This is a genomic window from Paraburkholderia rhynchosiae (assembly GCF_002879865.1).
GTDB lineage: Bacteria > Pseudomonadota > Gammaproteobacteria > Burkholderiales > Burkholderiaceae > Paraburkholderia > Paraburkholderia rhynchosiae.
The window spans coordinates 243,363-265,888 of sequence record NZ_PNXY01000001.1; the positions used below are offsets into that span (position 1 = coordinate 243,363).

The window sequence follows — 22,526 nt, forward strand, 5'->3', positions numbered from 1 at the left end:
GAACCTCAGGATTGCCCGGAACGAGACACATGGCGTCGCCAGTGCCGATCAATGCAAAGCCCCGCGACGACGAGCACGACGGCCCATGCGGCGACAACCAGCCATTGATTCGGGACAGCAAAATCCAGTGCCCATAAAGCAAGCATTATGCCCGCCGCCATGAAGAAATACCAAATGCGCGCCGTCGATGCATGCCCAACGCCGGACTGCACCAGTCTTTGATAGTAGTGTTCGCGGTGCGCTTGCCAAAATTTTTCGCCGCGCAGCAGGCGCTTGGCGAGCGTGACGGACGCGTCGCCGATGAACGGCGAGAAGCTCACCGCCGGAAACCAAACCGGCCACACGCCCTCGCGCCAGCCCCAGTAGCCGAGCGCGCCGGCGAGAAAGCCGAGTGGGATCGATCCGGCGTCGCCGAGAAAGATTCGCGCAGGGTGGAAGTTGAACAGAAGAAAGCCCGCTGCGGCGCCCGCCACCACGATAGATGCAATCGCGAGCGCGGGGTCCGGCTGGCTCGAAATCGACGCGGCGATCGCGTAGCCGCCGAAGCCGAACATCGCCATGCCGCCCGCCAGCCCGTCTGAGCCGTCCATGAAATTGTATAAATTGACCAGCCAGACAAGTAAAACTGCCATGGCCGCGAGAGCCCACCAGGAGACATCCGCCGGATAGACGATGATCAGCGCCGCCACCGCCGCCGCATGACCGCCGAAGCGCACGCGGGCTGGCAAGCCGCGGCGGTCGTCGATCTGCGACAGCGCCGCGAGCAGCGCCGCCGCCAGCGCGGGCAGCCAGAGCGCCGGCGCCGCAAACACCATCAGCACGACGGCGACCGGCACAATACCCCAACCGCCGACGCGCGGCGTGGGGCGCGTATGCAGCGAGCGGTCGTTGGGAATGTCGGTGGCAAGACGCCAGGCGAGGCCGGTTTTGAGCAGCGCGTACAGGATCGCCGCGCACGCGCACAGCGCGACGGCGCCCCACAGGAGCAAAACAATGGCGTGATGGCCAGTGTAATGAGCGGAAAGCGAAGCAAGTGGCATCAAAAGTACGTTCAGTGCGTGGCGCGATACCAGGCCGCCGTTTCCAGCAGGCCATGTTCGACCGTATGCGGCGGATACCAGCCGAGGCGTTCGCAAATGTGCGAACTGTCGAGGCGCAATTCGCCGATCAGACGGCCGACACGCGCCGAGCGGCCGGTCAGCCGGCCGGCAAGACGCAGCATCCCGACCGGGACCGGCACGAGACGCGCGGGCGCATGCAATTGCGTGGCGAGCGCTCTCGCGAGTTCGCAGACGCTTAGATCGCGGCCGTCGGTGACGTTGAAGGTCTGACCGGCAGCGCGTGGATCGGTCGTGCAATGGACCAGCGCGTCCGCGAGGTTATCGACGAACACGAGGCTGCGGCGCGCGTGAACCGAACCGAGCGGCAACGGAACGCCTCGCGCGATGGCATCCATCAGTTGCAGGAAGTTGGCGCGCACGCCTGGGCCGTAGACCAGCGGGGGCCGCACAATCACGATTTCGAGGCCCGACTCCCGGCCATATTCAAGTAGCGCATATTCGGCTTCGAGCTTGGAAATGCCGTAGGGATCGGCGGGGGCCGGCTTGTCGGTTTCCGCAATGGGCCGGCCGGCGCTGCTCTCGGCCACCGCCTTGATGCTGCTCACGAAGACGAAGCGGCGCGCGCCCGCGCGGCGCGCCGCCGCGGCGACTCGCAACGCGCCGGTGACATTGGTCGCGCGGTACGCCGCGAGCGGATCGGCCGTGGTTTCCCGCATCATGTGGACGCGGGCCGCGAGATGGATCACCGCGTCGCATGGCATGCCCATGGGCCAGCGCCCTTCGAGACCGTGGAAGTCGTCCCCGTCGAAGAGCCATTCGCGCACGCCCTCCGCAGCCGTCTGTGCGCCGCGCACCAGACCCGCGACCGTATCTCCGCGCTGCAGCAAGGCCTTCGACACCGCCTTGCCGACGAAGCCATTGGCGCCCGTCAAAAGCACGCGCTGGGTCATGGACGCGCCTCTGAATCCGTCGGTACCGGCCATGTTCGCGAGCGCATTTGGGCGACGTTCGCCCCACCCCGGCACGGCGGGAAAGGCTGATGAGACACGATACAATCTGGCATCGGCGGCGGTGTTCAGGAAGTTTAGCTGGGAAGGTATTGTATGCGGGCAACTTCCGCTTCGGCCCCCTCGCGCCGATCTTGAGGTGCGGATTAGGCGCTAAAATGTGCCCGCATCCGACCGGCCCGATGGGGCCGGCCACGGCCGAAAGCGGGTCAGCGGCCTCGGGCCGGGATAAAAAACGGGCGGCTGCCTCGCGAGTGCGGTCCAAACACTTCGTAACATCTCAAACATATTCGCGCATGTGGAATTCGTGGTTTCGATCCGACGTGCTCGACGACAGCACAATCAAAAGCTCGCCCCCGCGCGGCGTGAGCGTACAACGGCCCGCGCCCCGGCGAGGCGCAAATCCGTCTGAAGAAAACGTTTGAGCAAAAAGAGCCCACCTATGAAAGTGCTGTTTGCCACCTACCCGATGGCATTCCACACCCCCGGAGGCGGAGAAATCCAGTTGCTTGCCTATCATAAGCATCTGCCCGCGCATGGTGTGGACGTTACGCTATTCGACCCATGGAATCCGCGGTTTCTCGAACACGACGTGGTTCATTTCTTTTCGTGCGTCGGTGGCTCGGTCCACTTCTGTAACTTTGTTAAACAGTTGGGCTTGCCGCTCGTCGTTTCGTCTAGCCTGTGGGTGACCGAGGAGACGAAGCATCTCTATCCGATCGGCGAAATTCATCATCAGTTTTCGCTTGCGGACCGCGTGGTCGCCAATTCGGAGATCGAGTGCGAGACGCTCGCGCGTATCTTCGACCTGCCGCGCGAGAAGTTCGTCAGCGTGCTCAACGGCGTCGAACAGAGTTTCTATGAGCCGGTTGCGCCAGAACTTTTTCGCGGCCAACTCGCGATCCATGACCGATTCATTCTGAACGTGGGCAATATCGAGCCGCGCAAGAACCAGCTGGCGCTTATCAAGGCCATGAAGTCGTTCCCCGAACTGAGGCTCGTGCTGATCGGCCACCAACGCGATCCCGAGTATGCGAAAGCCTGCTTCGCCGCAGGCGGCGACCAGGTCATCTATGCGGGAACGCTCGCGCACGATTCGCCCGTGCTGCGCTCTGCGTACGCGGCATGCGAAGCGTTCGTGCTGCCCAGCACGCTGGAAACACCGGGACTCGCCGCACTCGAAGCTCACGCCGCGGGCGCTCGCCTCGCGGTCACGAAAGTTGGCTCTACCGAAGAATACTTCGCGGAGCACGTGGCCTATCTCGATCCGTCGAACGTCGGCAGCATTGCTCAGTCGATTCGCGACGCCCTCGCACATAAGCGCACCGGCACGTCGAGCACGGCGCGCGACCTGACGTGGCAAGCAGTCCTGTCACCCCTGAAAGACCTCTACGATTCCCTGCTAAGAAAATGAAATTCGATCTTCGTCCTCTGAACAACGTCGAGCAATCCTCGAACGCCGACTTTTCCTGGCAGGCAACCAACAACGACCCGCAGTTGGAACTGGTGGGTTGGGAGGCTCTGTCGGGGCGGGCCGCGCGCATTTCGTTCGAACTCAAGACCGACGCAACGGCGGCATCGCCCTGCATGCTCTACGTCGACGCCGGTTCGGGCATGTCCGAGCATAGCGCGATCGGACTGAATGTCGACGCAAGCGGCAAGGTCGAACAAGACGTGGCGTTTCCCAAGCTCGCGGGCCCGATCCGCTTCGATCCGATCGCGCTGCCGGCGCTCTTTTCGGTGACCGGCCTCAAAATCCAGGTGCTGGACGAGACCGAGTGCTCGCCGGAAATACTGGCGCGCGCGCGCCGCATCGCTGCATGGCGCGGCGGTCCTTTGCCGGCCACCGCGCCGATCGTCGGGGAGTCGTATCAGCAATGGCTCGACTCGCACGAGCCGCCCAAGTCGATCTATCCGCAACTGCGCGAGCGTTCGAAAACATTTGCATTGCAGCCGAAGGTCAGCATCGTAATGCCGACGTACAACACGCCGGAGAAGTGGCTGCGCAAGGCGCTCGATTCAGTGATCGACCAGGTGTACGAGAACTGGGAGATCTGCATCGCCGACGACTGCTCGACCAAACCCGAAGTCAAGGCGGTGCTCGACAGCTACGTCGCGAAGTACGGGGATCAGGTGAAGGTCGCGTATCGCACGACCAACGGCCACATCAGCGCGTCGAGCAACACGGCGTTGGAACTCGTCACGGGCGAGTTCGTCGGTCTGCTCGATCACGACGACGAACTGCATCCCCTCGCGCTCTATTGCGTGATCGAAATGCTCAATGCGCACCCGGACGCGCAGCTTATCTATAGCGACGAAGACAAGATCTCGGAAGAAGGCGAGCGCTCGGACCCGTACTTCAAATGCGACTTCAACTACGATCTGTTCCTGAGCCAGAACATGATCTCGCACTTTGGCGTATATAAGACGTCGGTGCTGCGCGACATCGGCGGTTTCCGTACCGGACTCGAAGGCTCGCAGGATTACGACTTGGCGCTGCGCGTGATCGATCGCGTCGGGCATGACGTGGTCTATCACGTTCCGCGCGCGCTGTATCACTGGCGCATCATTCCCGAGAGCACGGCGAGCGGCCACGAAGCCAAGCCGTATGCGCACATCGCCGCCATGCGCGCGATCGACGACCATCTCGCGCGCAACAACATCAAGGCGCACACCATCCACGCGCCGGGCACGCACGCGTTCAACAAGGTCGTCTACGAACTTCCGGACGTGCTGCCTTCGGTGGAGATCATCATTCCGACGCGCGATTCGGCGGCACTCGTCGAGCAATGCGTGGAATCGGTGCGTCAGAAGTCGACGTACTCCAACTTCCGCATCACGATCATAGACAACGGTTCGGTCAAGCAGGAAACGCATGACCTGTTCGCTCGCCTGCAAACGGACGAGCGTATCAAGGTCGTGCGCGACGACTCGCCGTTCAATTACTCTGCGATCAACAACCGCGTCGCGCTCGCAAGCACCGCCGACTTCGTCTGTCTGATGAACAACGACATCGAAGTCATCAACGCGGACTGGCTGGAAGAAATGGTCTCGGTGGCGATTCAGGCGAACGTCGGCGCGGTCGGTGCGAAGCTGCTGTATCCGGACGACACCATTCAGCACGGCGGCGTCGTGCTAGGCGTGGGCGGCATCGCGAGTCACGCGCACAAGCATTTTCCGAATACCATGGCCGGCTACTTCGCGCGCGCGCGTCTGCGCAATGCGATGAGCGCCGTCACCGCGGCCTGCCTGCTGATTCGCCAGTCGATCTACAAGGAAGTCGGCGGCCTCGATGAAGAGCTGCACGTCGCCTACAACGACATCGACTTCTGCCTGCGGGTGCGCAAAGCCGGTTATCGCAACGTGTGGACGCCGTATGCGGAGCTCTATCACCACGAGTCGGCCACGCGCGGCGCGGAAGATACGCCCGAAAAAATCAGCCGCTTCAATCAGGAATCGGAACTGGTTCGCCAACGCTGGGGCGATCTGTTGATGAACGATCCGTACTACTCGCCCAACCTGACGTTGACGGCGGACGACTTTTCGTTCGCATGGCCTTCGAGGATTGCCGACCTTGCCTAATCTGGGAATCAACAAGAACAAGACCGCCTGGCTGGCTGAGTATCGCCATCCCTCGCCAGGCGAACTGTTTTGCCTGCCGAGCGCGATTTACTTTCTGATGAAGTTCAGAGCCGATCTCGCGCGCTTCAACTCGAAGGCGCTGAACGACCGGATCACGCTGTACTTCTGGTGGGAAATGACGGCGCGGGAAACCTATCCCGACTTCGAATGGGTTCTCCGTCACGAAGACGTCGAATATCTGCGGCAGCTCGACAACGAAACGCTGATCGAGCGGCATCCCGAGGCCGTGACGTATTGGCTGGGATCGAACGCGCCTAGCGTGCTCGACAGCAAGCATCTCGCTGAAACGCTGCTCGAACCGCAAACAGTGTTCGAGGAAGCCGAACTGCAATTGCCCCGGCTGATCACGATGATCGTCGGAAGCCGTGGCGATCTTTCGCAGGCATTCGATCTCGGCACGCTGAGCGGCTATCTGAATTGCCTCGACTGGTGGGAAGCGCATGGGCAGGATGCCTGCCGCAGAGTGACCTGGAGACCGCCCGTCTCGTGGCCGAAGCTGAGCGAGGCAACCGAGCCGAGGGGCGGTGCACAAGCCGGCGCACTGCCCTTTCCGCGCTTTCTCGCGCTGATTACAGCGGAGCGGCACGATCTGCGCGGCGCGTTCGACCTCACTACGTTCATCGGTAGACTGGCGTGCCTGAGCTGGTGGGAAGAGCACGGTCATCTTGAATATGCGCGCATCAAGTGGTCGCCGGCACCGATCGGCGGTGCAATGCTCGAACCCGTCGAACCCGTCAGCGACGGCGGCCTGCACGTGCCGCGCTTCATCTCGCTGATCATCGCTGAGCGGCCCGATCTGCAAAGTTCGTTCAATCTGCGAAGCTTCACTGGCCGGCTCAGTTGCCTGTCATGGTGGCTCGAACATGGGCAACTCCAGTACCGCGCGATCAAGTGGGTGCCGCCCACGGCGCCGCGCAATCTCGTCGAGATGGAAGCGGACAAAGGCCGGCACTGCTTACCCTTGCCGCTGTTTCTGCGTCTGATTCTGAACGAGCGGCCTGACTTGCAGGCTGTGTGTCCGCTGGATACGTTTATCGGCCGTCTCAAGGCGCGGTCGTGGTGGGTCGAGCACGGACAGTTCGAATACCCGGCGATTCGCTGGGTCGCGCCGGCCATGCCCGCCGATCTGTTCGAGATGGAAGCCGGCGAGCGTTGCGCGCTGCCGCGCCTGCCGCGATTCCTGAATCTGATCTGGAACGAACGCGCGGACCTGCAAGCGGCGTTCAATCTCGACAACTTCGGCGCGCGCCTGAGCTACGAATCGTGGTGGGACCAGAACGGCCAGAGCGAATATCCGGCGATCAAATGGTCCGCGGCCGGTCTCGCCCATGCGCTCGCTGGCATGGACGAGAAGCACGAGCCCGGCATGTCCCAACTGCCGCGCTTCCTGGAGCTAATCACACGCGAACGCCCGGACCTGCAAAGTTCGTTCGACGTCACGACTGAGACCGGTCGTGCTCAACTCGTGCAATGGTGGAACGAGTTCGGCGGCCGCGAATATCCGTTGCTGGACTGCCTCAAGGTGCATAGCGCGGAAAGCACCGCCAACGGAGATTCGAGCCGGCCGCCGCGCTACCGCGCGCATGTCGAAGGCAAATATGGTTACGGCGTGAACGTGGTGGGCTTTCCGCAAGGCGTGCTGGGTCTCGGTGAAGACGCCCGCATGGCCGCACGCGTTTTTCAGTTGACGTCGACGCCGGTGGTGCTCGTCAATGCGCCGATGTCTGGGCCCGCGAAGCTGGACAATTCGGTGGACCATCTGCTGAGCGACGAACTCAAGTACGACATCAGCCTGATTTGCCTCCCGGCGCCGGAGATGGTGCGCCTCGCGCTGGAAGGGGGCCGCAAACTGATCGACGCGCCCACTCACAAGATCGGCGCGTGGCCGTGGGAATTGCCTCACTGGCCGAGCGCGTTCGGCAAAGTGCATCAGATGGTCGATGAAATCTGGGCGCAAAGCAAGTTCGTGCAAAGCGTGTATAGCCGGCTCGGCGACACGCCGGTCTATCACATGCCAATGGCCGTCGAAGTGCCTGCGCCAGTCGACCCTAGCCGCAAACGTTTCCGCTTGCCGCCGAACGAGTTTCTGTTCTACCTGATGTTCGACGGCAACTCGTGGCTCAGCCGCAAGAATCCTCTCGCCGGCGTTCAGGCTTTCAAGCAGGCTTTCGGCGAAAGCTCGCCTGGCGTGGGGCTCGTCATCAAGGCAATGAACGTGCGCGACGACGATCCGGTGTGGCGCGCGGTCTGCGAAGTGACGGCCGGCGACAGCCGCATTCACATCGTCTCGGAGCGCCTGAGCCGCCAGGATTCGACCGACTTCATGGCGTGCTGCGACGCCTACATTTCGCTGCATCGTAGTGAAGGGTTCGGCCGTGTGATCGCCGAAGCCATGGCGCTGGGCCAACCTGTGGTTGCGACGAACTTCTCCGGCAACGTCGATTTCTGCGAACCGGACACGGCGTTTCTTGTCGACGGCGAACTCGTGCCGCTGCGGCCCGGCGACTATCTGTTCTCCGAAGGCCAGTACTGGTGCGATCCGGACGTGTCGATTGCGGCGGAACAATTGAAGCGCATGATCGAAGACGTGCCGCTGCGCGAGCGCATCGCGCAGGCGGGCAAGGCGCGCATCGAGCGGGACTATTCGGTTGAAGCCGTCGCGCGCGCCTATGCGCGGCGCCTCGCCGATATTGCGGGAGGGCGGACAAAATGAAGCTGCATGTGTGCGCTCCCGATATTTTTTCCGGCGACGCGGTAGGCAACCACTGCCTCGGCCTCGCTCGCGCGGCGCGGCGTCTCGGCGTGAGCGTCGAACTGTACGCGCAGCGCTACGACGTCGGCACGATCCAGGTTCGTCCGTTCGAAGACCTGTTCGCGAATGTAGCTGCAGACGATATCGTGCTGCTGAGCTACTCGATCTTCGATCCGTATCTCGAACAGCTCCTCGCGTTGCCGTGCAGAAAGGTGTGCTATTTCCACGGCGTGACCGATCCGCAACTGCTGCGCGAACTCGAACCGCGCACCGCGGAACTGTGTGACAAGGCGCTCGCGCAACTGCCGTTGCTGCGCGCATTCGAAACCGTGGTGGTGAACTCGCACAACACGGCGCAGAGTCTCGCTGGCGTGATCGCCGCGGCGGCAGTGAAAGTGATCCCGCCGGTTTTCGCCGACATGCCCGCATTCGAGCGCGAGACGGCGCCGGCCACGCGCATGCTGCGCGAACCCAATCTGCTGATGGTGGGCCGTGTGGTGCCGCATAAGCGCATCGAGGACGCCATCGACATTCTCGCGTTGTTGCAACAGCGCGAATTCAACGCGAGCCTGACGATTGTCGGCAGTGCCCCGAACTATGATTATCTGAAGCTGCTAATCAATCGCGCACGCGACCTAGGCGTTCTGGAGCGCGTCGATTTCAAAGGCATGCTAGACGACGCCGATCTGTTCGAGTGCTACGACATCGCCAGTGCGTTGCTCGCGATGAGCCGGCACGAAGGGTTCTGCGTTCCCGTGCTGGAAGCAATGCATTTTGGCAAACCGGTTTTCGTTCGCGGCGGCACCGCCGCACAGGAAATCTGCCCGGCGGATTGCGTGTTCGCTGGGAACGCGGATCTGTCCGCTTGGGCGTCGGCCATTGCGAATCGTCTCGGTGCGCCCTCGGGCGCAAAGCCGATCGACGATGCGTATGTCGCCCATGCAAACAGCGTGCTTCAGCGCGCGAGCGATGCTGTCTGGCGCGGCGTACTGATTGAGCCCAGTGCTCAGGGAAAAAGCGTATGACCGGGCTTAAATTCATTCTGACCACCTATAGCACCGCGTTCACCGTCAGCGGCGGTGGCGAATCAGAGCTCGTGCAGGTCGCGGAGATCCTGAAGGGGTCGGGCGTTCATACGGACATCTACGGTATTGGCAGCCGCCCGCTCAGTTTCTACGATGGCGTGATCCACTTCTCCGTGCACGCCGACGGTCACGCGATCCTGCGGGAAGCCGCGAGCCGCAACAAGCGCATTTTTCTGTGGCCGAACGTGTGGTGGCTCGGTCCTGTGCCGCCAAGCGAAGTCGAACGTATTCAGCAAATGATCGGTTTGGCACATAAGCTGCTGTTCAAGTCGCACGCGGAACTCGACAATTTCACCCAATACATTCAAGTGCCGGCGGAGAAAATCGAAGTCGTACCTACTTGCGTTTCGAACCGCTTTCTCGCGCCGCCGGACAAAGATTTGATGTCGACCGTGTCCAACAGCATGGATTTCGCTCTGTGCCTCGGACTGATCGAGCCGATCAAGAACCAGTTGCAGACCATCCGCGCGCTGAACGAAATCAAGCTCGACGGCCTGTTTGTCGGTGGTGCGCGCGACGACGTGTACTACCGGCAATGCGTGGCCGAAGCGCATCCGGGCATCGCCTTCCTGCCGTTCATTCAGCCTTGCAGCGCGATGCTTCGTTCGATCATCGCGAACTGCAGCGTGATGGTCGAGCCGAGCATCGATCCGCCTGGCCGCTCGAGTCTCGAGGGCGCGATCATGCAGAAGCCACTCGTCATGTCGGACGGGCCATGGCAGCGCGAGCATTTCGAGGACGGCGTCTGGTACACGTCCACCGACTCCGTGAGCGCGATTGCCTCGGCAATCACCGGCGCAATCAATGACGCCGACCGCGAAGCCAGAATCGCGGCCACGTATGAGCGCGTCATGGCGCGTCATTCGGCTTCGACCATCGGCCCTCAAATCGCTGCGCTGCTCGCGCGGGAAAGTATTTGACATGCCGAAGAATCCTCGCCTACTTGTTGTTCAGCGAATTTCGCTGTCGCACGACAGGTTGATGTCGCGGTCCATTGCTGCCCGCTTCGGCCCGTTGCTCGGCTACATGGCGCACAACCAGATGCTCGAATGGGAAGAGATCGTCGAGAGCGACGTGACGGTCGGGCAATTGCGGCGTTTCGATGCGGTGCTGTTCAACAAGCACAGCTCGAACCGCGCGACGGATGTCATGCGCATGGCCAACGACCTCGGGCTGCGCACCATCTACGATATGGACGACTGGATCATCGACTTGCCGATGTACAGCGTCACCGATCTGAACGACGACTTGCTGGCGAACATCACGTGGCTGATTCGCCAGGCGTCGATTGCGACCGTCTCGAACGAAGCGCTGCGCAATAAGCTGCGGCGCATCAGGCCGTCGGTCGTCGTGATTCCCAACGGCTTCGATCATGACTCGCTGCCTTCCGGCCCGTCGAGCTGGCATGAAGCAACCCCGCCAAAAATCCTGTTCTCAAATACGGACGGCATCAAGCTGGTTCAGTTCAGGAAGGAATTCTTCAAGGTGATCGTCGAATTCCTCGAACGGCATCAGGACGTGTCACTCGAATTCTGGGGCGACGGCTTTCCGGAAATGTCGCGCATTCCGCGCCTTGTTTCCAAGGGCTTTATGGAGAACTCCGCGTATAAAGCCGCGATTCGCGATGCAGGTTATATGTTTTCGATCGTGCCGCTCGGCGGACGTGAAGACCCCGACGCATTGTTCTTCAACAGTTGCAAGTCGTGCATCAAGTACATCGATTACGGCAGCCTCGGCATTCCCGGCATCTATTCGCGTTCGCCCGTGTACGAGGAAGCCGTGGCGGACGAAGAAACCGGCCTGCTGGTGAACAACACGGCTGAAGATTGGGCCGCCGCCATGGAAAAGCTGTATCAAGACAAACAATTGCGCGACTCGTTGCGGCTCAACGCGCACGCCGACACCCATGCGCGGTTCGGCCTCGCCAGTCCCGCGAAGATTTTCCTTGAACTTGTCACCGGCGAAAATCCGGTCTGAACGGAGCGCGACAATATGGATCTTTTATTGATCAGACACGGCCAATCGGTCGCGAATGAAAAGGGACTGCTGATTTCGACCGACAAGGACGGACTCACCGATCTCGGCAAAACGCAGTCGATCAATCTTGCGGCCACGCTCGATCGGCTCGGGTTCAAGCCGTCGCGCTTTTATTGCAGCCCTTGGGCACGCGCGCGAGAGACCGCGGAACTGCTATTCGATGCAACCACGCCGATCATCTACGACGCGCGGCTCGCGGAAACGCACCCCGGCGTCTATGGGTCGTGGCTCGAGGCGGAGTTCAATCGCAGCTTTCCGGACTTCAACGCGAACATCAGAAACCGCTACGAGAGCGGCGAATCGCATCTCGACATGGCCGAGCGTGTGCAAGCATGGGTCGAGTCCGAAGTGCGGCCGCATGTGAATGAGAGCGGCTTGACGGCTGTCGTCGCGCATGGCGGGCCGATCAGCGTCGTGTTGCAGCATCTGCTCGGCGTGCCGATCGAGACGCACTACCCGAGCTTCACCGTGCCAAATGCGTCGTTCACATATCTGAAATGGCGCGCGGATCTGAACCGCTATTGTCTCGAACGCGCAGGCCACGTATGAGCAAGACCGTTGCGATATTCGAGCCGATCTACTCGCAGGATCAAACGCTGACCTGCGCGGAATTCCTGCCGCTGGTGCGCGCCGACAATGCGCGGCCCGAGTGGCGTGAGTTCAAGATTCTGACCGACATGTATCGCAACGGCGATCATCTGCGGCACGACTATACGGGGCTCTTTTCCCCGAAGTTCTCGCTCAAATCGAAGATCGCGGGCAGCGCGTTCCTGGATTTCGTGCAACGCTGTGCCGGCGTCGACGTCTGCTTCATCAATCCGTTTCCGCAGCTCGCTTACTGGTCGTATAACGTGTGGATGCAAGGTGAGCAGGCGCATCCTGGTCTGACCCACGCGGCCCAAGCGCTTCTCGATGCAAGCGGCGTTGAGATATCGATCAAGGATACGCCGCGGCACGGGCCGGGGACATTGGCGTACTGCAATTTCTGGGTCGGCTCGCGCCGGTTCTGGGACGAGTACGTCGGACAAACACTGCTGCCGATCGCCGATTTTCTCGAAGCGAACCCATCGCACGAAGCGGCAATCGGCGTGATGACCGATACGCTGCACACGGACCCAGCGCCGTTTTTGCCCTTCATTGTCGAGCGCCTGTTCAGCACTTATATTTCTTTGCATCCCGAACTGCCTCGCGCCGCCTATCCGTTCGACGCTGAAGCCGTGCGTGAGTACTGCATCAACGACTTCGAGAAGCTGCTGTTCAACCGCATGGAAACCAAGATCGATCGAGCGGATGCGTCCGGCGCATTCGAACCGGCACTGATCGAACAGATGGAAACGGTCTGCGCTTTGTGGCAAAAGCATTTCTTCGACTTCTACGCAACGCGGCAACATCCGCACACAGGGCAGCCGGTTCGGATCGAGTAGACGGCGCCCCGCTGGCCTTGTTTTTGATGCAGCACGTTTGACCTGACGCACTAGGACCCGGCGCGAGTCGGAGGCAGTCACTTCCAGAGAGAAACGCATATGCAGTCAGCACGCATTCATCCCAACGACGACATGTTTCATGGCTCGACTGAGCACTACGCGTCGGTCGGCACGCAGATGGCCGACTTTGTGTCTCATGCAGCCGGGCTCGCGAACGCACCGTCGCCGAACGTCCTTGAATTGCCGTGCGGTTATGGACGCGTAACACGTCACCTCATATCCCGTTTCGAGCCGCAACAGGTCCATGTGGCCGACATCATGTTGCCGGCGGTCGACTTCTGCACCGAGGAATTCGGCGTCAATGCGTATTGCATTGTCGACCCGGTGTACGAGTTCAAGAACGTTCCCGATGAGTTCTTCGAGGTCGCCGCGCTCGGCTCGTTGATCACCCATTTGTCTGGCCACAACGCCCGCACGGTGATGAAGCACTTCTTGCAGAAATTGAAACCAGGCGGCGTCGCGGTCGTCACCACGCATGGCGAGCGTTCGCGCGAAATTCTGGAAAGCGTGGACTGCTATCAAGTCGGCGACGCCGCGCGCGCCCATTTGCTGGCTAGCTACGATGCGGGCCAATACGGCTTCGTGAACTATATGCCCGATCATTCGCTGGAAGCCAAGACCGTCGATTACATCGGGGACAGCTACGGTATCGCACTGATTCCGCACCGATGGGTCAGCGACGTCTGCGACGAAAACGGCTTCGAGATTCTTGAATACCGTCGTGGCGGATGGGACAATCATCAGGACGTTTTCTTTATCGCCCGCAACTGAGCTATTCTTGGATCGGTTAGCAATCGCGGACAGGTCCCATCGCCGTTATTAAGCCAGCATCTGTTCGTTGGCCGAAAGCTACCGACACTGCGACAAACCGATCAGTCGTCCGGAAATTTTTGCTTCATGCAGCGCCTGCTCGATGCACGCGCTCCCTTCATCGTCTGAGACTTGCGACAAGCAGCGTTTGCCACCGCCGGCGTCGCCTGGCGCATGCACACTGATCCATCTTTTCCGGCTTTGCGTCATGACCCGCGACGCATAAGTCGCGCGACTCAGGATGCAGTTCGAGTGAGGAGACGACATGACGAAGGAAAGCAATGAGCGAGACATCGCTGCACGAGAGAAGCGTCGAACCCGTCTGCTGCGGGGACTCAATCTGAAGGAAAGCGTTGGAGTCGAAATTGGCGCGCTGTGCTGGCCACTCGTTCGCAAAGACGACGCCGCGAAAATCATCTATGTGGACCACACCGACACCCCGCACCTGCGTCACAAGTATGGTGATGATCCACAGGTCGACGCAAACCAGATCGTCGACGTGGATGCGGTTTGGGGCGCGAATACGCTGCATGAAGCCATCGGCGGCCAGTATGTCGACTATGTGGTGGCATCACACGTCGTCGAGCATGTTCCCGACCTCGTCACATGGCTGCGCGAACTGGCAGCCGTGCTCAAACCGACCGGCGAGGTGCGTCTCGCGGTGCCCGACAGGCGCTTTACCTTCGACTACTTCAGACGCGAAAGCCGTCTGCCAGAAGTTCTGACGAGCTACGTGGAACGTGCGCGCGTGCCTCATCCATATTGCCTGCTCGATCACTGCCTCAACGCGGCCGACATCAGTACCTCAGAGGCATGGCGCGGGCGTATGGATCAGGTCTCCGCAAGGCGGCATCACACGTGGCAAGGCGCAATGCAGCTAGCGCGCGACGCCTTCGAGAACGGTACCTATCACGACGTCCATTGCTGGGTTTTCACACCTCGATCGTTCGCGAATCTCATCGCGGACCTGTGCGAAATGAACCTGCTCGATTTTGCGTGCGAAGACTTCGCCGACACTGCGCGAAACGGCATGGAGTTTTCCGTTGTGCTGCGGCGTTCGTGTGACCGGCGATACATCGCGGAAAGCTGGCAACGCACGGCACGCGCGGCCAAAATCGCGACGCCCGGTACTTCGTGGTGGCGAGCGCGGCGCATGTGGGAAGAGTTACGTCGTGGCCGGGACGACACGCGAGCCACCTCGCGCGTTTGCGGGCAGAAGAGCGATCTCGATGCTGTCGAACCGCTCGTGTTTCCGCCCGGTTTCGATGCTGCCGGATATCTCGCTGCTAATCCCGACGTACGGGAGGCGGGCGCGGATGCCGCAACTCACTATCGGCATTTCGGGTGGCGGGAGGGACGGGCCATTCGGCCATTAAAGACGCCCCCCGAACAGCGCATGCCCGTTGCATCAGCAACCTGACAAATCAAACAAATACGGGACGCCGCCCCCTATCGGAAAACATTCCGTTGAAGAAGCGTCACGTTCTTTAAGCCGATCGCGCCGCACGCCCCAGGATTCGCAAGGCTGATCTGCAGTCCATTGACACGCTGCAGGGTTAGCCAGCGCGGATACGCATCGATCGGGACGATAAGCAGGCCGTCGTCGGCATTGAAGTGCAACTGTCCGGCCGCAGTTGCTCCTGCCACCTGAGTGCCATACCACGACACCGTCAGCCTGGGCTCAGCGAGGCGGTCGAAGCAGGTGAAGTCGAATCGCAAGATACCTGCTGCATGGCCCGACAGCTTAAGCGAGGAAACATCGTAGCTAACTTGCGGATTGCCGCCCGCCACCGTGTATTGGCCAGCTTGCGCAACAAGGTCGCGCAATTGAGATGTCGACGAATCGAGTGCGGCGACCGTGAACATCTTCTTCGCGAGCGACCGGTTCGAGCGTCCCCATGCCACCGGGATCTCGCCAAGGTCGGGAGCGGAAAATGCCGCATCGAGCATAGCCATGCGGAACTCGCCCGCAGACGATGCGTTCAGCAACACATCGTTTGCAGCGGGATAACCGACTTTGGTCGGGTCGAGCGCACCGCCGTCGAGCCAGACAGTATGCTGCTCGGCACTGAACCTCGTCACTTGGCGCCGTTGCCCGTCGGCGAGGAGCAATTGGGTGCCCACGGCAAAGGCGGACATGGGCATGTCGCTGTCCAGCAGCAACGCCGCCTCGTTCCTCAAGACGCCTCGCTGCCACTTATCGTCCGTGAGATTTTTCGCCACGACAGTCACGCGTTGGCCCAGGTCAGCGGCAGCCGCTCGCTTGCCGCTATAGCCGAGAATGACGCCGTCCGCCCAAACTGGCGTGTAGCGATCGATCACGAAGCGATAGAGCACCGGGTCGCGCAACGCGAGCCCGCCGCCGTCGTAAGCAAGGTTGCCAGCCCCGAGTAATGCGATATCCGGCAGATGCTCTGACAGCCGTTCCACCGCGCGCTCCTGCTGGCGAACCAAGGCCATGTTGTATGGCGCCGTGACTGCCATTGTCACCGGCCGATTCATATAGAATGTCCGCGCGTTGCGCGAGGTTACATCGAGGTAGCCTACCCCCGGCGGCAGCACGCTGTTCAGCAGCGTGTTCAGCTTGATGAGGTTGGCCCACTGCTCATCCTGGACCATCGCCCGCCCGATGTTCGGCATACCCACTTCCGCGCCGTTTTTCGTGGGGCCAATGGCGATGGACGGCGCGGCCGCGGTGACAGCCGTGGAGAACGCAAGCGTCGTGTAATTGAGCGTCGCACTGGCGCCGGCGACCGCAATGACCAATGCGACGCGGTGTCGCGGCTGGATCGCATGCCAGGCGACGATCGGGATGAGCACTGCCCAGCCAAAAATAGCCGCGAGACCGGCGCGTGACAAGTCGCCCGCATCGATTCGTCCCATCGAATAGGGCGTCAACAACAGCGTAAAAAGCAGAACGACGACGGTCGGCAGGAACGCGGGATTGTCGGCGCCGCGACGCCTGACAATCACATAGGCCAGCATCAGGCTGAAGAACGGAGCGACGATCCAGGACATGCGCACCGCTTCGAACACGAGCCCGGACTTCGGCCCGTTCGTGTTCCAACTCGCGTCCCAAGGAATGCCGTACGCGACCTGATTGATAGGTCCGTTCTCGAGCACATAACGGATTGCGCCAAACAGCATAGGGACGAACGGCGTGGCGATGGCGAGCATGACAAGCGTGACGCAAACGGCCGCCAGCACTTTTAGTCCCGCCCGCTCGCGGCCGCGCCAGATACGCCATAGCGCTTCAAGTGCCAGCAGGCCAGAGGCGGCCGCAAGCAGCAGGCCTGCTGGCGGCACGCCCAATACCACGATCGGCGCCGTGACGAGCCACACTCCGAGCCACCGCGCCGGAGTTGCTCTCAGCGAGGCGCTAAACCAGAGGCAGAGAAACGGAGTGAAGAACAAAAACGCACTTCTACCGCCGATGAAAAATGTCGCGACGAACGCCAGGTTTAAACTCCCCGAAAACCGGAAAAGAGCGAGAAACGTGATCAGCGACAGCAAGGTCGAACCGAGTCGATTTGCATCGGCGATGCTTGCCGCCGTTCCGTCGTAGAACAGCAGTGAAAGGAGCCCCGGAAGGTCGTCCTCCATGAATCCGTGCGGCGCGATGTAACCAACGTACGGCACGACGCCTTTGACATAAGACCACCAGCCGAGCAGGTTCTGCCCGAACTCATAGTCGTTCGTGGAAAGCGCCGGTCCGATCGTGTTGCCAAACTTGAACGCAACGAGCAGTCCAAACAAGGCAAGCGGCGAAAACAGCGCCTTGAAGGATGCGCGTTCGCTTCGACGATAGTTGCGGTAGCGGCGAACCACATCGACGATACCCGCGAGCATGAGCGCTACGACTAGCGCCTTTAGCGACCAGGTGGTCGAATATTTGGTCAACGATCCATCGGGTAACGCGAGTCGCGCGGGATAGAGCGTCAGATAGAAAAACGGCAGTCCGAGCTGACCGATCAGAAGCGTGCCGGGCAAAAAGCGCACAAGCCACCGCGCGTTAACAGCGGATACCAGCACCGCGACAAACAGGACAGCGATAACCACATGGCTTACCTTCGCATAGCGATCCACCTGCATCAAACCGAAGATGGAAACGGGCGCGCGGCCTACCGCCAGCGCCAGTTCGAGCGGCAATAGAGCGACGATGAACGCGGCAAAGAGACCAAGCCCGACAACGGCGGGCGAGTGTTGACCCGCTCTTCCGCGCTGACACCACGTATGCGCGACTAGCACGATCACCGCGGATGCTGAGATCAACTGCATGGCGTGATCTGCGGACGAGCCGGTAACAAGGCCCGCCGCCACCACGACCGACGGCACTGACCACCACAACAGTTGTTCGGATAAGTCTTGCGCCCACCCGGCAGAGCCGCGCTTTAGCCTCTTCATCTGCGAAGACAGCACAATCAAACCGAGGAACAACACCGCGATCAGCAACGGCGGCGTGACGAGATCCTGGAATTTGGTCTCGGCCTGCCACGTGATCCGGCCCACGATGAAATCGGAATAGGTCGGCGCCAGCGTCATGCGCAAACCGAGAGCAAGTGCGGCAGCAGCCAGGACAGCCGACGCCACCGCGACACTCAGTTTTTCTGTATTGGTTAACTGGTTTGACATTCAATGTCCCGTTCGTTGCCGATCCGGCCCATTTGGTTCGCCGCCCTTCTCGTCAGGAAGGGTTATATGCGCCGAAACAGGCCTTGAATAGCACTTGCAGCACTGAGAGGTTGCCCCGTACGCTGCTGATCTTGGTCGGCACTTCGCCCTTGGGATAACGTCGCGTAGTCGCCAGTTCGACACAGCGGTACCCGAGCTTAGGTACGCGGTAGGACAGGTACGCGAGCAATTCGTAAGTGTTGAAGACGTCGCGAAACGGCGCGACTCGAGGATCCAGCAACATCTTGCGACTGTATGCGCGAAAGCCCTGCGTGGTGTCTGTCCAGCGAAAGCCAGAGAAGAGGCTCAGCATCGGCGCATGAATCAGCCGGATGGCGAGGTCGCGGGACTTGGGGGTGTTTTCGGCGATGCCGCCGGAAAGATAGCGGGACGCCTGGACGAAATCCACGCCGTTTTGCAACTCCTCAATAAAGCGCGGGATCGCGTCGGGGTCGTCCTTATCGTTGCCGTCGATAGTCACGATGCCCTCATACCCTTCGTCCAATGCGAACGCATAAGCACAGCGCAATTGCGCGCTCAACTTCCCGGGTCCGGTCTTGAGGAGCAGCGTGCGCACCCCTTTGCTCGTGAGGAACTCATGTTCGAGCGACCCGTCAGTACTGCCGCCGTCAACGATGATGACGTCAGCGGCTTCATGAATACGAAGCGCCGCCATCCGTTCGAGCAGATTGCGGATGCGGGCACCCTCGTTTATGACGGGAATCACCACGCACCACGGACTGCGCCCCTCGGAATCGAGTTGTACCTTGAACGCGGGGACCCGCCAACCTGCTCGGACTTGCTCGGATATGTCTTGTTTCATTGAATCTGCAATCCTCGGATCTCACCCTACGCGGGCAGTAATGAGTGCAACGCCTGCGACGATGAACAGGATCCCCACACCGACGGTCCAGGGAAAAGGCTCACGGAATATCGCCACCGACAGAATGGCCACGCTTGCAATGGCGCCTGCGGTCAGCACCGGCTGCGCAACGTTTAAAGGCAGACGGCTGAGCGCTGCCGCGTAAAGCAGAAAGGCCGCGCCGTACAATGCGAGACCGAGCCAGAACGGCCCATTCTTCAGCGCACCAACGGGGTCGCTGATGCTCGGAAAACGGCGCGGCGGCATCATCGCTATCTTGACCAGCACACTGGCGGACGCATTTGACGCGATGCCCAAAAAAAGGATCAGCCACTTCATGCAGACGCTCCGTTTGCCGGGCGGTAGCACCGGACCGCTTCGGCGACGGCGCGGCGGACTGCATCAATCGCAGAGCCTGATTTCGGCGCTAGCATCTCGATGGACACGACGTGCGCAGGCAACTTCTCGGTCAAAACTGTGGCAATAGCAGCATGGTTGGCGCCGCCCTCGCCCAGCGTTACGAGACCCGGCTCGCTTGCATGCACGTGTCCGATCAGATGTTCGTAATCGGTCACGACCTGCCACGGGTTTTCTTCGTTGATCGTGACGGCGCCCGTGTCCAGTTGCATCCGGATGGCTGGGTGCGCGACTGCCGACACTACGGTCGCCGTATCGCGGCTATTCGTCATGAAATTGGCGCCGTAGCACGGCGGATTGGGCTCGAGGCAGACGACCACGCCATGCTCGGCAGCAATGTCGCCAAGGCGGCGAAAGAATGCGACCGCGATATCGTGGGCGGCCTCATCGGCCAGACCTGTGCGGTCGCGATTGCGGGGCGAGCCGAATACGAGCCTCGTCCCGCCCAGGCCTGCGCCGATGCGGCAGACCGCACGCAAATGCTCGAGCATTGCTTGTTGCGATTCCGCGGTACCGAACAGATTGAGTCCGCTTGTGCCGAACAGCAGCGACTGCATGCCCGTGATTTCGATCCCGCGCTCTGCCCACCACGCGCGAACGCGCTGGATGTCCGCCGCCTCGGCGCATTTGGGATCGGGGAAGTACTTGCCCGGCGCGACATCGACGGCGTCGACGTTGTGCTGCTTCAAAATGGCCGCGGCATGCTGATCATCCCGGACTTCCCATGCAATGTTCGAAATGGCGATTCTCATCCCTGCCCCTCTGCCGCAGCAGGCAGCGTGCGGCGTTCGGACTGCGCATACGATCTGACGGCCTGGATCGTCTCGCGCCGGCTGTACTGATACGGGCCGGAAGCACCGAATAGCGCCGCATGCTTTGTGCGGAAATCGTAGTTTGCGGGCTGCGCTTGCGTGGCCTGCTCGAAGCGCTTACCAAAACCCTGCTCCGCCAGTTCCGCCACGCTGATCGGCTCAGCGGTCAGATGCACGAGTTTGAGCCCGCCAGCCAGCGCGGTCTGAATATCCGCCCACAGATTCACCATCGGGTAGAACTGGAATGATCCGCGGCTGTCGATGGTGTGCAGATTGTTATCGTTTAGGAGATCGAAAATGACGTTCTTGCGCAATCCCGGCCCCACGAGGCCAGGCAGGCGGACGATAAGATGCCGCGCAAAATTCTTTTCGACAAACTTCTCGAGCAGGCGCCGGTGCAAGCCATAAGCGTGCAGCCCTTCCTCGTCCACCGGCGTGCTCTCGTCGACGCCGATAGGCTGGCGAAATACGTCGACGGTGCTAATCAGCACAAACGTGCCGCATTGGACCGCGGACAGATGCTCGATCAACCCCTCGATCTTCTCGCGATCCGACTCCGGTTCGGCGTTCGCAATCCACTTCTGCGCAGGCGCGCCCGCGCCGAGCACAAGGTCGAATGATTGGCCGCGAATATCCGATATGTTCGTCGAGCGGAATCGCGCATCGAAATGTTTCTGTTTCAGCAGCGTCGAGCCGACAAACCCCGTGTATCCGATCAGTGCGTCGTTCATGTATCTGTTCCCAGTACCGTTGATGTTTGTGAAGTGGAAATAAAAGTCTCAGTGTCCAGCTTCTCAAGCACATCGTAGATGTTGTCGATCTTGCCGCCCAGAATCGAAAAGAGTCCTTGCGATGCAGGGTCTTGCTCGAACAATATCGGACGGCCGTCGTCTCCTTCGTTCTTTACGAGAACCGTTTTGACCTCGAAGAGCGATTCGACGTACTGCGCATCGTAAACCGCGGGGAAATAGCGCCCGACGTCCCGCATCATCCGGTCCACGCGGCTCTCGCGATCGTATTCCCCGAGGCGCTCATAGGGATCTGCGCCAGGTGCGTCCATCCAGCTCGAATGCGGCGTGTAGCGCACATGCGAAAGCGTATGAAGGCCGCGCGCGGGAAAGGGCATCATGGAAAAAAAAGGGCCGTCCATGACGGTCACGCCGAATTCGCTCAACTCTGGCACGGTTTCGACCAGCGCCATCTCCGTAATCTCATGCTTCAGTTTGGTCTGGGTGCCGCAAAAGTCCCCCTCGAATTGATTCAGGCCACTGTAGGTGCAGTTAAATACATATTTGGCATGCAAGGTCGAACGGCTCTCGTCGTCGCACTGGAGCGCAAAACCTTCGCCCCGCCGATGAATACTTTGGACGCGCGTGCCGAGCCTCACGTCGACACCGAACTCAGCCAGTTCCTGCCGCGCCCATTCGGCAAGTTTCGTGGAGTCAAAAGCATACTCCTCGACAAGAAACACCTGCTCGATCAGGCGCGGTTCGAATAACTCGCGCACCTGCTGCGGCGCCGGCTCGAGACTGGCGCCGATTTCACGGCAGAAGCGCTCGAATTGCTTCGCCGTCACCTTCGAATTGCGCCTGGCGATCGCGTACACCTTGGTGAAATCACGGTTCACCACCTCGGGAAAGTCGCGGACAAAACGCGGCAGGTTCACACGGCTGCGGAACGCGGTCGTGAAGCTGCGCGGATAGTGGTAGCCGTTGTGAACGCGCGCCTGATTGTTGTAGGACGCTCGCGCAAGCAACGTGGGCTCGCGCTCGATCAGCGTCACCGTTTTCAGGCCTCGCTGCTTCATAAGGTAAACGGCGATCGCCGTTCCGTAGAAGCCACCGCCTATGACTACGGCATCTTGCATGAGCCAATCCTCCCGTTCG

18 protein-coding genes are annotated in these 22,526 nt (G+C 60.8%); 10 read left to right on the plus strand and 8 right to left on the minus strand.

What is annotated here, in order from left to right; translation table 11 throughout:
- Positions 1 to 5: 5 nt before the first annotated feature.
- Both C0Z16_RS01110 and C0Z16_RS01115 read right to left on the minus strand, forming a co-directional pair.
- Positions 6 to 1,040, minus strand: a complete 1,035-nt coding sequence (locus tag C0Z16_RS01110) for an MraY family glycosyltransferase (RefSeq protein WP_175130606.1) — start codon at positions 1,038 to 1,040, stop codon at positions 6 to 8.
- An 11-nt stretch (positions 1,041 to 1,051) separates the two neighbouring features.
- Positions 1,052 to 2,011, minus strand: a complete 960-nt coding sequence (locus C0Z16_RS01115; RefSeq protein ID WP_102630623.1) for an NAD-dependent epimerase/dehydratase family protein — start codon at positions 2,009 to 2,011, stop codon at positions 1,052 to 1,054.
- Positions 2,012 to 2,510: 499 nt separating this feature from the next.
- Between C0Z16_RS01115 and C0Z16_RS01120 the strand changes: the two genes are divergently transcribed.
- The 10 genes from C0Z16_RS01120 to C0Z16_RS01165 all read left to right on the plus strand — a co-directional run bounded on the left by C0Z16_RS01120 (position 2,511) and on the right by C0Z16_RS01165 (position 15,298).
- Positions 2,511 to 3,482 carry a glycosyltransferase gene (locus C0Z16_RS01120; protein WP_102630394.1) on the plus strand — a complete coding sequence of 324 codons (972 nt, stop codon included), beginning with the start codon at positions 2,511 to 2,513 and terminating at the stop codon, positions 3,480 to 3,482.
- A complete protein-coding gene (locus C0Z16_RS01125; protein ID WP_102630395.1) occupies positions 3,479 to 5,650 on the plus strand; it encodes a glycosyltransferase family 2 protein in 2,172 nt (723 codons plus the stop codon). Before C0Z16_RS01120 ends, C0Z16_RS01125 begins: the two co-directional genes overlap by 4 nt.
- The gene (locus C0Z16_RS01130; RefSeq protein WP_102630624.1) at positions 5,643 to 8,423 is read left to right on the plus strand and encodes a glycosyltransferase family 4 protein; all 2,781 of its coding nucleotides are present in this window, start codon (positions 5,643 to 5,645) and stop codon (positions 8,421 to 8,423) included. Before C0Z16_RS01125 ends, C0Z16_RS01130 begins: the two co-directional genes overlap by 8 nt.
- Positions 8,420 to 9,487: a glycosyltransferase gene (locus C0Z16_RS01135; RefSeq protein ID WP_102630396.1), complete on the plus strand. Its 1,068-nt coding sequence runs from the start codon at positions 8,420 to 8,422 to the stop codon at positions 9,485 to 9,487. Before C0Z16_RS01130 ends, C0Z16_RS01135 begins: the two co-directional genes overlap by 4 nt.
- Positions 9,484 to 10,467, plus strand: coding sequence for a glycosyltransferase family 4 protein (locus C0Z16_RS01140; protein WP_102630397.1), 984 nt, complete (start codon positions 9,484 to 9,486; stop codon positions 10,465 to 10,467). Before C0Z16_RS01135 ends, C0Z16_RS01140 begins: the two co-directional genes overlap by 4 nt.
- 1 nt (position 10,468) lies before the next feature.
- Positions 10,469 to 11,524 carry a glycosyltransferase family protein gene (locus C0Z16_RS01145; RefSeq protein ID WP_102630398.1) on the plus strand — a complete coding sequence of 352 codons (1,056 nt, stop codon included), beginning with the start codon at positions 10,469 to 10,471 and terminating at the stop codon, positions 11,522 to 11,524.
- A gap of 15 nt (positions 11,525 to 11,539) precedes the next feature.
- Positions 11,540 to 12,133, plus strand: coding sequence for a histidine phosphatase family protein (locus C0Z16_RS01150; RefSeq protein ID WP_102630399.1), 594 nt, complete (start codon positions 11,540 to 11,542; stop codon positions 12,131 to 12,133).
- Entirely contained in the window at positions 12,130 to 13,008 is an 879-nt protein-coding gene (locus C0Z16_RS01155; RefSeq protein WP_102630400.1) for a hypothetical protein, read from the plus strand. Before C0Z16_RS01150 ends, C0Z16_RS01155 begins: the two co-directional genes overlap by 4 nt.
- Before the next feature lie 99 nt (positions 13,009 to 13,107).
- Positions 13,108 to 13,839: a class I SAM-dependent methyltransferase gene (locus C0Z16_RS01160; RefSeq protein ID WP_102630401.1), complete on the plus strand. Its 732-nt coding sequence runs from the start codon at positions 13,108 to 13,110 to the stop codon at positions 13,837 to 13,839.
- A gap of 304 nt (positions 13,840 to 14,143) precedes the next feature.
- Complete coding sequence (locus C0Z16_RS01165) at positions 14,144 to 15,298, plus strand: methyltransferase domain-containing protein (protein ID WP_102630402.1); 1,155 nt, start codon at positions 14,144 to 14,146, stop codon at positions 15,296 to 15,298.
- Positions 15,299 to 15,327: 29 nt separating this feature from the next.
- Here the strand turns inward: C0Z16_RS01165 and C0Z16_RS01170 are convergent, their stop codons facing one another.
- The 6 genes from C0Z16_RS01170 to C0Z16_RS01195 are packed head-to-tail and all read right to left on the minus strand — an operon-like array spanning position 15,328 to position 22,507.
- Positions 15,328 to 18,510, minus strand: a complete 3,183-nt coding sequence (locus tag C0Z16_RS01170) for a hypothetical protein (RefSeq protein ID WP_102630403.1) — start codon at positions 18,508 to 18,510, stop codon at positions 15,328 to 15,330.
- A 52-nt stretch (positions 18,511 to 18,562) separates the two neighbouring features.
- Entirely contained in the window at positions 18,563 to 19,372 is an 810-nt protein-coding gene (locus C0Z16_RS01175) for a glycosyltransferase family 2 protein (RefSeq protein ID WP_102630404.1), read from the minus strand.
- A 21-nt stretch (positions 19,373 to 19,393) separates the two neighbouring features.
- Positions 19,394 to 19,750 carry a DMT family transporter gene (locus tag C0Z16_RS01180; RefSeq protein WP_102630405.1) on the minus strand — a complete coding sequence of 119 codons (357 nt, stop codon included), beginning with the start codon at positions 19,748 to 19,750 and terminating at the stop codon, positions 19,394 to 19,396.
- Positions 19,747 to 20,580: a sugar phosphate isomerase/epimerase family protein gene (locus tag C0Z16_RS01185; protein WP_102630406.1), complete on the minus strand. Its 834-nt coding sequence runs from the start codon at positions 20,578 to 20,580 to the stop codon at positions 19,747 to 19,749. The genes C0Z16_RS01180 and C0Z16_RS01185 overlap by 4 nt, the downstream gene beginning before the upstream one ends.
- Positions 20,577 to 21,371, minus strand: coding sequence for an NAD-dependent epimerase/dehydratase family protein (locus C0Z16_RS01190; RefSeq protein WP_102630407.1), 795 nt, complete (start codon positions 21,369 to 21,371; stop codon positions 20,577 to 20,579). Before C0Z16_RS01190 ends, C0Z16_RS01185 begins: the two co-directional genes overlap by 4 nt.
- Complete coding sequence (locus tag C0Z16_RS01195; RefSeq protein ID WP_102630408.1) at positions 21,368 to 22,507, minus strand: NAD(P)/FAD-dependent oxidoreductase; 1,140 nt, start codon at positions 22,505 to 22,507, stop codon at positions 21,368 to 21,370. The genes C0Z16_RS01190 and C0Z16_RS01195 overlap by 4 nt, the downstream gene beginning before the upstream one ends.
- Between the last annotated feature and the right edge of the window lie 19 nt (positions 22,508 to 22,526).